This window comes from Rhodococcus sp. MH15, from assembly GCF_019266045.1.
In the GTDB taxonomy this organism is placed as follows: Bacteria; Actinomycetota; Actinomycetes; order Mycobacteriales; family Mycobacteriaceae; genus Rhodococcus_F; species Rhodococcus_F qingshengii.
This window is the reverse complement of the sequence record NZ_LPNP01000061.1, coordinates 140,587-152,331: the sequence shown is the minus strand read 5'-3', so window position 1 is coordinate 152,331 and position 11,745 is coordinate 140,587. Positions and strand designations below refer to the sequence as shown.

General features: G+C 63.3%; 12 protein-coding genes. 3 read left to right on the top strand and 9 right to left on the bottom strand.

Translation table 11 applies throughout. The annotated features are described in order from the left end of the window. Positions 1-85: 85 nt before the first annotated feature. Positions 86-442: a hypothetical protein gene (locus ATN37_RS08800; RefSeq protein WP_042450945.1), complete on the bottom strand. Its 357-nt coding sequence runs from the start codon at positions 440-442 to the stop codon at positions 86-88. A 189-nt stretch (positions 443-631) separates the two neighbouring features. Here ATN37_RS08800 and ATN37_RS08795 point away from each other — a divergent pair, with 189 nt between their 5' ends. Beyond that, positions 632-970 (top strand): RNA polymerase-binding protein RbpA, encoded by a 339-nt coding sequence (locus ATN37_RS08795; protein WP_003944971.1) that lies wholly within the window; start codon positions 632-634, stop codon positions 968-970. A 429-nt stretch (positions 971-1,399) separates the two neighbouring features. On the opposite strand, the gene ATN37_RS08790 is transcribed toward ATN37_RS08795, so the two are convergent. From ATN37_RS08790 to ATN37_RS08765, 6 genes are all read right to left on the bottom strand, one after another. Further along, positions 1,400-2,578 (bottom strand): PrsW family intramembrane metalloprotease, encoded by a 1,179-nt coding sequence (locus ATN37_RS08790; protein WP_218695020.1) that lies wholly within the window; start codon positions 2,576-2,578, stop codon positions 1,400-1,402. Further along, positions 2,575-3,099 (bottom strand): hypothetical protein, encoded by a 525-nt coding sequence (locus tag ATN37_RS08785; protein WP_007729814.1) that lies wholly within the window; start codon positions 3,097-3,099, stop codon positions 2,575-2,577. The genes ATN37_RS08790 and ATN37_RS08785 overlap by 4 nt, the downstream gene beginning before the upstream one ends. Positions 3,100-3,364: 265 nt before the next feature. After that, entirely contained in the window at positions 3,365-4,195 is an 831-nt protein-coding gene (locus ATN37_RS08780) for a hypothetical protein (protein ID WP_064074779.1), read from the bottom strand. Positions 4,196-4,287: 92 nt separating this feature from the next. Beyond that, positions 4,288-5,856 carry an apolipoprotein N-acyltransferase gene (gene lnt / locus ATN37_RS08775; RefSeq protein ID WP_003944845.1) on the bottom strand — a complete coding sequence of 523 codons (1,569 nt, stop codon included), beginning with the start codon at positions 5,854-5,856 and terminating at the stop codon, positions 4,288-4,290. A 37-nt stretch (positions 5,857-5,893) separates the two neighbouring features. Then, the gene (locus ATN37_RS08770) at positions 5,894-7,528 is read right to left on the bottom strand and encodes an amidohydrolase (protein ID WP_218695019.1); all 1,635 of its coding nucleotides are present in this window, start codon (positions 7,526-7,528) and stop codon (positions 5,894-5,896) included. Positions 7,529-7,540: 12 nt separating this feature from the next. Continuing rightward, positions 7,541-8,101 carry an FxsA family protein gene (locus tag ATN37_RS08765; protein ID WP_064074781.1) on the bottom strand — a complete coding sequence of 187 codons (561 nt, stop codon included), beginning with the start codon at positions 8,099-8,101 and terminating at the stop codon, positions 7,541-7,543. A 250-nt stretch (positions 8,102-8,351) separates the two neighbouring features. Here ATN37_RS08765 and ATN37_RS08760 point away from each other — a divergent pair, with 250 nt between their 5' ends. Then, a complete protein-coding gene (locus ATN37_RS08760) occupies positions 8,352-9,011 on the top strand; it encodes a hypothetical protein (protein WP_218695018.1) in 660 nt (219 codons plus the stop codon). A gap of 37 nt (positions 9,012-9,048) precedes the next feature. On the opposite strand, the gene ATN37_RS08755 is transcribed toward ATN37_RS08760, so the two are convergent. Beyond that, the gene (locus ATN37_RS08755) at positions 9,049-9,708 is read right to left on the bottom strand and encodes a response regulator transcription factor (RefSeq protein ID WP_003945024.1); all 660 of its coding nucleotides are present in this window, start codon (positions 9,706-9,708) and stop codon (positions 9,049-9,051) included. A 57-nt stretch (positions 9,709-9,765) separates the two neighbouring features. Beyond that, a complete protein-coding gene (locus ATN37_RS08750) occupies positions 9,766-10,929 on the bottom strand; it encodes a sensor histidine kinase (protein ID WP_064074782.1) in 1,164 nt (387 codons plus the stop codon). Positions 10,930-10,967: 38 nt separating this feature from the next. On the opposite strand from ATN37_RS08750, the gene ATN37_RS08745 reads away from it, so the two are divergent. Continuing rightward, positions 10,968-11,735: a TSUP family transporter gene (locus ATN37_RS08745; protein ID WP_218695016.1), complete on the top strand. Its 768-nt coding sequence runs from the start codon at positions 10,968-10,970 to the stop codon at positions 11,733-11,735. The last annotated feature ends 10 nt before the right edge of the window (positions 11,736-11,745 follow it).

The window sequence follows — 11,745 nt, the reverse complement described above, 5'->3', positions numbered from 1 at the left end:
CAAAATTTGTCGTCGTCAGGCGTCAGGAGCACCGCAGTGTTGCAGTGCTCGACGCAAGGCTAGAAACCGGTTGCCCACACCTGCTCTACCGGAAACGTTCGGCTTCGCGGGCAAGCTCGGTCAACCGTTCACACAACTGTGTGAGCTCTGAACTCTCTGCGCCCTCGGCAACTGCTGTCGCCACATCTTCGGCAGCGCATCGGACCTCGAACATCCGATCCACGAGTTCGACCGCTTCGACTGCGGTCAAGATGACGGCGTCAGCCGGGATCGACGTGCCCTTGACGGCATTGCGCTGCTCGTACGCACGCTGTCGACAAGACTGGCTGCAGTACCGGCGTCGACGACCGACACCGGTCACCGCGACCTCTCGACCACACCACACACACGGGTTTCCCGAACGCGCAGACTGCGGTGATCCGACGCGTGTGCTCTCAGCCATGAATCGACACTGTACTCGAGATTCGGACGCCTTCGATGAACGCGCACGGTACCCGGTAAGATGGAGAGGTTGCGTCTTCTCGCCACACGGGAACCAATCGGGTGCTCGTGGCGTTGTAGATGAGTGTGAGCGTCTACTCCCCAAGTCAGGGCGCCCACCAGCGGTGACGAACGAAGAGAGGACACCACCATGGCAGATCGCGTACTTCGAGGTAGCCGACTCGGAGCTGTGAGCTACGAGACCGACCGTGACCATGACCTCGCGCCCCGTCGTATGGCCAAGTACAAGTGCGAGAACGGCGAGATCTTCGACATCCCGTTCGCGGACGAAGCCGAGATCCCCGGCACCTGGTTGTGCCGAAACGGCCTCGAAGGCACCCTCATGGAGGGGACTGCTCCCGAAGCCAAGAAGGTCAAGCCTCCCCGCACCCACTGGGACATGCTGCTCGAGCGTCGCTCGGTCGAGGAACTCGAAGAGCTCCTCAAAGAGCGTCTCGATTTGCTGAAGGCCAAGCGTCGCGGCGCATGAACTAGCACTTCGATCAAGACCGTCCGGTTCTACACCGGGCGGTCTTTCTCGTTCTTCGGGGAGTGATCGTTCACAAGTCGACGTCATACTTCGGCCCTTCTTCGACGTGGCAACTTCAGGATGCTTCGCGGTCCTCAAAGACACTTCAGGGCAACGTCATTCAGCATCCAGGCGCACTCGCGGGCCGACAGTGCGCAAATCCTGGACTTGCGCTGGAGAACCATCGGCACTGCTTCGTGCACCAGTGTGAGCTGTATCCCCCACCCCGCGGCACACCAAACTTCGGTACACCAAACTTCGATACGGAGTGAACTGGTAGCCCAGTCACTCGGCCGGGTTGCTTGCCAAGTGACGATGGCAAGCAACCCGGCCGACTGGGGTGTGGGTGAATGTTTTGCGGTGCTGAACGGTTCTTCCGCTACTTCCCTGTCACCGAGTGATGCTCTGTGCCGCGGTTCCTTGGCGGAGGCGGGTGATTTCGTTGCGTGATTCGACGACCTGGGGGCTGTCGTCGCCCTTGCTGACAGCTAGGTCGCTGCACAGATCCAGCGCGGCACGAACGATATGTCGTCGTTGGCGACGTTCGGCGCGAGTGGCTGCGGCTTTCGCGTAAGTGCGTTGTTGTCGCCATCCGCCGGCGGCTGTCACCTCGGCGTCGGTCAGGACGCCGGACTCGATTTCCGGGGCGAGAATGTCACGGACGAAGTGGGATTCACGTGGGTGCGCCCAGACGAACGCGATCCACAAGGCAGTGAACGCGAAGACGATGTCGCCGATCATGATGACAAACACGAGCGAACTGCTGCCGCCGGCGATCGCGAGCATGGAATCCCACACGCCGTGGATCAGGATGGGTGCCACGATCAACGCCAATCCGCGTCCGATCCGCCGGGGCTGGGCCGGGGTGCCGATCAGATAGATCACGCCGGCGCAGAAAAGGGCGGTGAACAGGGGATGAGAGACGATGTCGGAGTAGGTGCGGGTGGCGATGGAACCGAGCAGGCCGTCGGTTTGGTGGGCGCCGAAGCCCTGTGTTGCGCCGGCAATCGAGTACAGAAAGTCTTCGCTGGTCTGAAATCCCAAGCCGATGAAAGCACCGAGGAGCAGGCCGTCGGTTGCGGTGCGCACCAGGCGTGGTGCAAGCGCGAGGAGGACTACGATGCCGATGCCTTTGGCGGTTTCCTCCACGAAGGGTGCAGAGAGGCCCGCATGCCAGTCCTGAGCCCATACCTGCCCGAAAATCTTCGAGTAGAGCGAACCGACTGCTCCGTTCGCGGGTACTGCGATAGTGAACGTTGCTGCGGTGGCGCCCCAGATGAAGCCGGTGACCACTAGTCCTACGGGTTGGCGTTCGTAGCGGTCGATGTGCCGGAACCACCATGTCCAGACCGCGGCGCTGATGACGCCGACGATGCCGGCAACGAGGAGTGCGCGCCCGAAGTATCCGGCGAAGGGAGCAAACATCTGCCAGCCTTTGACGAGGCCGAATCCGCACATCCACAGGTATATCCAGAACACGACGTTGCGTGGCTGGAAGAAGTGAAATTTCTCGCCCCAGGCCGTCGTATCGAATGCGCGGGAGCAGGTTTCGAGGAGATCGGTGCTCACTTGGTGTCTCCCTCGTGTGTGCCGATAGAGGCGATCATGTCGGTGATTTCTCGACTGCGGGCGGCGATCTGATCGGGTGGGCCGACTACCTGTACCCGAATTCCCTTGCCGTCGACGACGAATGTGGTCACCGATCCGGCGGACCGCGGAGTGTCAAAGCTGACCTGGACGCCGCTCAGACCCCCGGCGGTGCTGATCGGCTGGCGCGCACCGGAGACCGCAAGCACGGAACTGCCGTTCGTCGCAAGACTCACGGCATCTGTTTGGGAGAGGAGTTCGTCGGCAGTTCCACTGAATGTGTCGGCGTCGACGCTCACGGTGACGGTGCCATCGGTCAACGTCACACGTGGGAGCGAATCGGACGCGCCATGTTGGTCGGTTCGGAAACCACTGTCGACATTCCAGCCCGCAGGTGCGGCGAAGGAGACCGTTTCGGTCACGGCCATCCGGTCTCCGGCGCCGGTTGGATCTTCGGAGGAGACAGCGGAATCGATGGCGGGCACGATCACGGTCCAGAGCATCCACACCGCCAAGATCGCGAGGGCGTGTGGAAAGACTCGTGTGTCGAATCCGAGGAAGCGGTGATCCGCTGGTGGACGTCTTCCGTGTAGGGGCTCGTGCTTGTGTGCAGTACTCGAAATAACGCTCAATTTCCCTCGTTTCCATTGCACGGCAGGCGCACTGACTATCGCAGAAACGGACAAATTCCGTGCATCAGCCGGCACCTGCCGGTCATCGAGACGATCGTGCACCAAGTTCCCGTAGGCGCGAGATCACCGAGAGCTCCTAGTCGACGGTGAACCGTCGCATCGCCAGATGTCCGAACACGCCGACCAGAATCAACGTGACGCCTGCGGTCACGGAAACGGAGTCGGTCACCAACCCCGCGATGCCGGTCACGGCTACGAACACCGGCAAAAAGTCGAACAGCCTGAAAATCGACTGCGGTGGTTCGGTTTCGAGGCCCTGAGCCTGAGCGGCCTTGTTCGGCGCATACTCGGGGTACCACTCGGTGAAGGAGATCGCGAAGAAGGTTCCGAGCAACTGCAGAATCCATCCGGTCCAGAAGTTGTCACCGTCGTGCAGCAGTGCGTCTCCGAACAGGCCCACTACGGCCGACCAGGTGAAGGCGAGAGCCCACACCGCCGTAATGACGTAGTTGATGCGCAGAAACAGTGGCGTCGTCCAATACTCTTCAGGCGTCGACTCTTTCGCGTACTGCAAAGTGAAAGGATTGCGGAGCAGGATCGATCCGAAGGCAAAGACCACCAGCGCGATGTTGGTCAGTTCGCCTCCCCAGAGTTCGAACCACCGAATCGTGTTCGCCGACGCGAGGAGGCCGATGGCCGCCAGAACGCCGAAGAACACGACGTCGAAGACCTCCAACAGCTTCACGGTGCCGCCGCGCCGGTGACTGGCCGCCAAGATCAGCAGCGACAACCCGAGGGCTGCGGCCGCGGATTCCTCGAACCTTCCCGGCCCGGAGAGCAAGGACAGCAAGATCCACGGCGACAGGCCGGCGAGCGGTGACTGCAGAACCGCGTCGACGACACTGGTTTTGTGAACTGCATCCCGGGTCTCGGACTTGTCTGGCTCGGTTTTCTCAGGCTCGGTCACAAGAAGCCGCCTTACGCAGGAACGGGTGGCACAGCGAGTACCCGCGTAGGCGCTCCTCGGAACATCGGCAGCCCTAATATCCGATGCTCGGCTCAGATTGCCGCAGTCTCCTCGGGTGAGTGCTCAGCCTGATCTCGGCGCCGGGCCAGCACTGCCATGGCAATCGCGCCGACCGCGATGATGCTGAGCACGATCTCCGGCACCGGACCTACTCGGCTGGCAAGGGTGGAGCTGGTCGAGAGCGGCACCTTCGCCACCAGGGCCGCCGGCACGAACAGGTCGGTTTGCGAAGTCACCGCACCGTCGGGAGCGATGATGGCGCTGACACCACTGGTTGCGGCGACAACGACGGCGCGGCCGTGCTCGACTGCCCGCACACGCGACATTGCCAGCTGCTGATAGGTCATCTCGGTGTCCCCGAAAGTGGCGTTGTTGGTCGGTACCGCCAGCAACTGTGCACCGTTGCGCACCGATTCCTGGAACGCCCGGTCGAACGCCACCTCGTAACAAGTCGCGACACCGATGGGTACCCCCGCTGCATGGACAACGCCGTTGCCCTCGCCGGGAACGAAATTGCCCGCGCGATCGGCGTACGAGGAGAAGTTCCGGAAGAAGCTTCGGTAGGGCAGGTATTCGCCGAACGGCTGAATGATCTTCTTGTCGTGCTGTTCCTGAGGACCGTTGGCGCCGTCCCACACGATCACCGAATTGGTGGTCGTACGATCGGCGTTCACGAGTACGGTGCCGACAAGAATCGGCGCTCCGATCGCTTCGGAGGCCCGGGTGATGTCGGCAGCGGCATCGGCGTTTCGCAGGGGGTCGATGTCCGAGGCGTTCTCCGGCCAGATCACGACGTCAGGCTGATCGACGCGGCCCGCGTCCACCTCGGCAGCAAGTTTCACGGTTTCGGCGACATGGTTGTCGAGGACCTGCTTGCGTTGCGAGTTGAAGTCCAAGCCCAACCTCGGAACGCTTCCCTGAATGGCGGCGACGGTGATCGTTCGATCACCGGAATCCATGGTGGACAAGAACGGCGACACCACGAGAGCAATGATCACGGGCACGAGGGCAGCGGCAACAGCTCCGAAGAATCCTCGGTCCCATCGTTTGGCCGCGACAGCGACTGCAACTGCTGCCAAGCCGGTACCGGTCAGGGCCACCGCGAAGCTGAGCAGCGGCGCACCGCCGACACTCGCAAGTGGGAGGAGCCACCCTTCGGATTGACCGAATGCGAGCCTGCCCCAAGGAAATCCGCCGAAAGGAACGCTGGAACGAAGCCACTCGGTGAGCGTCCAGGTCGCGGCAATCCACAAGGGTGCCCATGGCAACCTCGCCACCAGAACCGCAAGCAGCCCGAACAGTCCGATGAACAACGACTCCACCGCGGCCAACGCGATCCACGGGACCGCACCTACGAACACACCGATCCACGGAAGCAACGGCACCAGAAATCCGAGACCGGCCAAGTATCCGTAACCGAAGCCGGCACGAAGGCGCAGTCCGCCGCGCCCGAAGTTCGTCAACACACACGTCAGAAGAGCGATCCCGACGGGCGCCAAGAACCACAGCGGGCGGGGTGGGAACCCTGCGAAGATCAGGAATCCACCAGCGGCCGCGTACAGCGAACGTAGCCATGCGGAACCGGTGAGCACAGCGCTCACACGGGAGCGATCACCGACAGACGCCTCTGCGCCGGCCTCACTCACTCGACGAGCCGCGCTGATAGACGACGCGTCCGCGATGCACCGACTTGATGCAGACCGGAATCGGCGCATCTTCCGCCAGCCTCGGCAGAGCGGGTACGCGCGAGCGCGGATCGGTAGACCATCGCTGAACCGAGTCGGCGGGTGCGCTCACTTCGAGTTCGCCTGCCTCCCACAACACGTAGGAGGCCGGTGCGCCCGGATTGAGGGTTCCCGCGGCGCCGTCCCGCACTCCGCCCGCGCGCCAGGCGCCGCGAGTTGCCGCGGAGAAGGCCGCACGCGGCGAGATTCCACTTCCGTCGGTGCGGTGCTGGACAGCGGCGCGCAGCATCGCCCACGGCTCGATGGGGGTGACCGGGGCGTCGGAGCTGAATGCGAGCGAGACACCCTTACCGGCAGCAGGTGCAAACGGATTCAACGCTGCTGCGCGCTCGACTCCCAGGCGCGTGGCGTAAAGACCGTCGGTGCCACCCCACAGTGCGTCGAACACCGGTTGGACGCTAGCGATGACACCCAAGGCGGCAAAGGTTTCCGCGTCGGCCATGGACATCATTTCCGCGTGCTCGAGGCGGTGACCCAACGCGGCGACCTTGGGGCCACCCAGTTCGTCGGCGACCCTGCGGAACGCGGCAGCTGCCGACGAGACGGCGCCGTCACCGATGGCATGGAACCCGGCCTGGACGCCCGCGAGGGTACAGGCCCGGATGTGTGCGGCGATCGCGTCGACGTCGAGGTAGGCATTGCCCGTCGAATCAGGTTGGTCTGCATAGGGTTCGAGCAACCACGCGGTATGCGAACCGAGCGAGCCGTCGATGAAGAGATCCCCGCCGAGTCCGTCTGCTCCGGTTTTGTCGAGGAGCGCGCGAGCATCCTCTTCGCTGTCGACACGCTCACCCCAGTAGCCCCGAACCTCCACGCCGTGATCGTGGGCCAACAGTTCCTGGAAATCGGTCAATCCCGAGATGTCCGGTCCCCCGCACTCGTGAACGGCCACGATTCCGCGTGAGGCGCAGAGATCGAGCGCAGCGGTACGAGCAGAAGCGCGCTGAGTTTCCGTCAGCAGATTCCGAGCGGCATTGCGCGCCAGGTGGTGTGCGTCGAACGTCAACGGGCCTTCGGCTGAGTATCCAGCGGTGTCGGCGAGGCCGGAGATCCCGTCGCGCAGTGCGCTCGAGCACGCGGCCGAGTGAACGTCGATCCGCGAGAGATACACCTTGCGGCCAGGGGCGGCCGCGTCGAGATCTGCGGTCGACGGCGGGGTCTGTTCGGCCCACTCGGTGTCGTCCCAACCGTGTCCCCAGATGACTGCGTCGGGATGGGCAGTTTCGGGGTTCGCGGCTGCGAATGTTCGTACTCGCGCGAGACATTCGTCCAGAGAGTTCGCGCCCACGAGATCGAGGCCGACGAGATTGAGTCCCAGTGCGGTGATGTGGACGTGGGTGTCGACGAACCCGGGAGTGACGAACGCACCACCCAGGTCTTCGATCTCCGCGGCGGGGTGCAACGCCCGTCCGGCGCGCTCGTCGCCGACCCACACGACGGTGCCGTCGGTGATGGCGATCGAGGTCGCGTCAGGTGCAAATGAACTGTAGATCCGGCCGTTGACCAGCAGACGAGTAGTCACGAGCACCCAGTCTGCCTGTTAGTACTGCGGCCCCCGCGAACGGGTGGGTGTATCCGTGTCCAGAATCTCACCCTCGAGCACCAGTTCCTTGCCGTTGCTGGCGACGTACTCGGTGGTTTCGGGTGTCTCGACGACGATCTCGCCGTCGATCACCTCGCCGTTTCCGCGCATCCGCGCCGCGTAGCCGACGGTTCCGGCGAAGGCGTCACCACCGGCGGCAAATGCTGCTGCGCGCTTACCTGCCAGGAGCACTGCAAGCGGGCGCAGCGCCCAGCGGGTCGGCGGAATCAGAAGCAGCAGGCCCAGAACCGAAGTCACGAGTCCGGGTACGAACATCAACGCGGAGCCCGCCGCGACCAAGGCGCCGTCGGCGACCGCCAGTGACGGCGATCCCTCACCCCGCGTGGCCTTACGGAACCCGTCCATGACCCGTCGCCACTGCGAGCGCATGAGGATCAATCCGACAAGCGATCCGGCGAGAAACAGCAGCACTGTCCAGGCGACACCGATGGCGTTGCCCACGATGACCAAGGCTGCGATCTCGACGATCACGTAGAGGAGAAATACGGCGGCGATCATGACGTCCCCTTTCAGACGGTCTATTCGTTCAACGCTCGAGGGGCCGGTTTTTCTCCCGACAACGACGCAGAGGTGCAAAACAGGTGGGTGCCGTGAGTCACACGGGCCTTCTCTCACGCACGTGCGACTTGCCTGGCGTTAACTAACGCTCCGCTAACGATTCTAAACCTCAAGTTGACGTTGAGACTCTGCGCATGGTCAAGTCACTTCGGGCCGCATTTCCCGGCCTCATGAAATGAAGGAGCCCGACATGAGCCGACTCCCCGGCAAGACACTCGCCCGACGCATTCCCGCTGCCATCGCCGGCACTGCCGCCGTCGTGGCACTCACCGCCGGCAGCGCGATGATCAGCGCGGGAACCGCGGCCGCAGAACCGGTGGTACCCGAAGGGATTGCCGCACTGATCGCGCAGGCCGCAGCCATCTCCCCCGAAGCCTCTACTGCTGTTCAGCAGTTGATCGGCACGGCAGGCGCTGATCAGATCACGACCGCTCTCGATCTCCCGGACATCGGCGTCACCAAGCCGCAGTCGTTCATGTACCCCGCACCGACGGTCGGGTGTGGCGTGGCTGGTGAACCCGTCACCGTCACCCTCAGCTCCGCACAGGCCGGTCCGAACTTCCCGTTGCCGCCGTGGGTCGAGGCCGACCATCTCCGGTTCCAGGCAATCCCGGGTTACGTCGGCATACCCAAGACCTCAGGGTTGAGTGTTGCCTGGATCAACGTCGGCACGTTCAAGGGCGGCATCGTCCCGTTGGACGAGAAGTTGCCCGTACTCGATACGCCGTTGCTCTCGAAGGTCGTCGACACCGGTGACGGCAAGGTGTTTGCCGCTCTGTTCGGCAATGTCGATTACGCAGACGGGAAGACCTGCATCGTGCTGCCAACCGTGGGCGCTTTTGATGCTTGAGCAGAGCGAAACGCTCGATCCCTGACAGGCGGCTGGCCTACGCGCCCGGAGTCACCAGTCCGGTCTCGTAGGCCAGCACCACAGCCTGCACACGATCACGCAGATCGAGTTTGGTGAGAATGCGTCCGACGTGCGACTTGATCGTCGATTCGGACAGGTACAGCTGCTGTGCGATCTCGATGTTCGACAGTCCCGTGGCCACGTGCCCGAGGACTTCGCGTTCGCGTTCGGTCAGGACGTCGAGAACCACCGGATCGCGCCGGGGCGCCGGACCGTCCACGATGAACCTCGACAGCAGACGACGTGTCACCTTCGGGGAGACAACCGCGTCACCGGCTGCCACGCTGCGGATAGCCGACACGAGGTCCTCGGGCGGGGTGTCTTTGAGAAGAAAACCACTCGCTCCGGCACGCAGGGCGCCGAGCGCGTGTTCGTCCAGGTCGAACGTCGTCATCACCAGGACCCTGGATTCGATCCCGGACGCAAGAATCTGCTCCGTCGCTTTCACCCCGTCGACAATCGGCATCCGCACATCCATCAACACGACGTCAGGCTTCAGCGCCACCGCCGCTGCGACCGCCGCGGCTCCGTCACCGGCCTCACCGATAACCGAGATGTCTTCATGTGCTTCGAGCACCATGTTCAGGCCCATCCGCATGAGTTCCTGGTCGTCGACTAGCAGCACGGTGATGGGCACGGCGTAAACCTATCGGGCCTGAGACGTCGGTGCCAATGCGATTGCGGCGAGCCGGTATCAATCGTGGATCTCGAGCGGCAGCTCTGCGTACACACGCCAACTGCCGTCGGGGCGTCGTCCGGTCTCGAGTGTCCCGTGCAGTACCGCCACCCGCTCACGCATGCCGACCAGTCCATTCCCCGAACCGTGGGAGAAGGTCGAACTCGACGTTCCGTTGTCGACGACCTCGAGTAGTACCGCGGTGTCGGTGCGGCGCACGGTGACTCGGGCCTTCGGGTTTGCGCCGGCGTGGCGGAGGACATTGGTCAGTGATTCCTGAACGAGGCGATGAATTCCCAGGCTGACTGAAGGACTGACGTCGTCGAGCTCGCCGGTCAGCTCGAGGCGCACGCCGAGACCAGCGGCCCGCATCATCTCGACGACCTTGGCGATGCCGGCAGTTCCGTGTTGCGGCATCGCATCACTACTGACCTCGGTGCGCAGCAGCGAGACGGTCCGGCGAAGCTCGGCAAGGGCGTCGCGTCCGGTGCTGGAGATGTTGCCGAGCGCCTTCTTGGCCAACGCGGGATTGGAATCGACCGCATACGACGCGCCGTCCGCCTGGACGATCATCACGCTGACCGCGTGGGCGACGACATCGTGGAGTTCGCGGGCGATTCGGGTTCTTTCCGTGGCCACCGCATCCTCGGCCCGCCGATCCCGTTCGTATTCGGCCACTTCGAGTCTGGCGGCCACTTCCTCGTCGTAGGCGCGGCGGGCGCTCAAGAACTCGGCGGTGATCCAGGCCAGTGCATAGAGCAGGGTCGCAATGATGATCGTGAGGATCACGTCTTCGCGGATGACGAGCAACGAGAGTGTCATGTCCAGGGCAAGGAAGCACGCGAAAATCGCCCCGGTGCGTCGATCGACGTAGGCGACGAGTGTGTAGAGCGAGACCCCGAGCGCCAACAGGCCTGGATGTTCCGCAGCCGGATCCCCTGTCGCCCACATCATCAAGGTTGCGAAGTACGACAACGACAAAATGGACGCAGCGGACACACGCGGATATTTGCGACGCCACACGACGGGAAGGCAGATCAGAAATCCGACGACGAGCTGAGGCCACCGCTCCTCACGCGGCGAACTGACGAATGTGACTACCTCGAGCGCGAAGAACACGAGCGCCAGCGCGCTGTCCGCGATCATCGGCTTTCCTCGCAGCCACAGGCTGAACCTCCGCATGTGCTCAAGAGTGTCACAGCTGTGAAAGAGTCACCGCCGTGGATATTGCTGATTGGGGACTGCTGATGACGGCAGCGACGGCGGCGGGTTGGGTCGACGCCGTGGTCGGCGGCGGTGGATTGATTCTGTTGCCGGCGCTCTTTCTGGTCGCCCCGCAATTGACCCCACAGGCGGCACTGGCCACCAATAAATTGACGGCATTCACCGGGACGAGTGCTGCGGTGTACACGTTCTCCCGTCGAATCCCGATGGAGTGGCGGCAGATGGCGCCGGCAGCCGCGTTGGCTGCGGTGACGGCCGCGTGCGGGGCGGCGGCCGTTTCGCTGATCGACAAGAAGTACTTCATTCCGATCGTGATGGTCGTCCTCGTCGCCGTCGCCGTCTTCGTGACCATGCGTCCGACGCTGGGCACCACGATCGCGACCCATCGTCCGACGCAGCGCAAGACCGTCCTCGTCCTGCTGCTCTCCGCCGGACTCATCGGCCTCTACGACGGTCTGCTCGGACCCGGCACCGGCACCTTCCTCATCATCAGCTTCGCGACCTTCCTCGGAACCGAATTCGTTCGGAGCGCAGCGATGGCGAAGGTGATCAATCTCGGTTCCAATTTCGGCGCGCTCGCCTACTTCGCCGTCACCGGGCATGTCTGGTGGAGTTTGGGTTTGGCGATGGCGGTGTGCAACATTCTCGGCTCGGTGATCGGTTCGCGGATGGCGCTGAGCAAGGGATCCGGATTCGTGCGGATCACGCTGTTGGTGGTCGTGATCGCCATGGTGATTCGCCTCGGATGGCAGCAGTTCGGCTGAGATCGGCGGT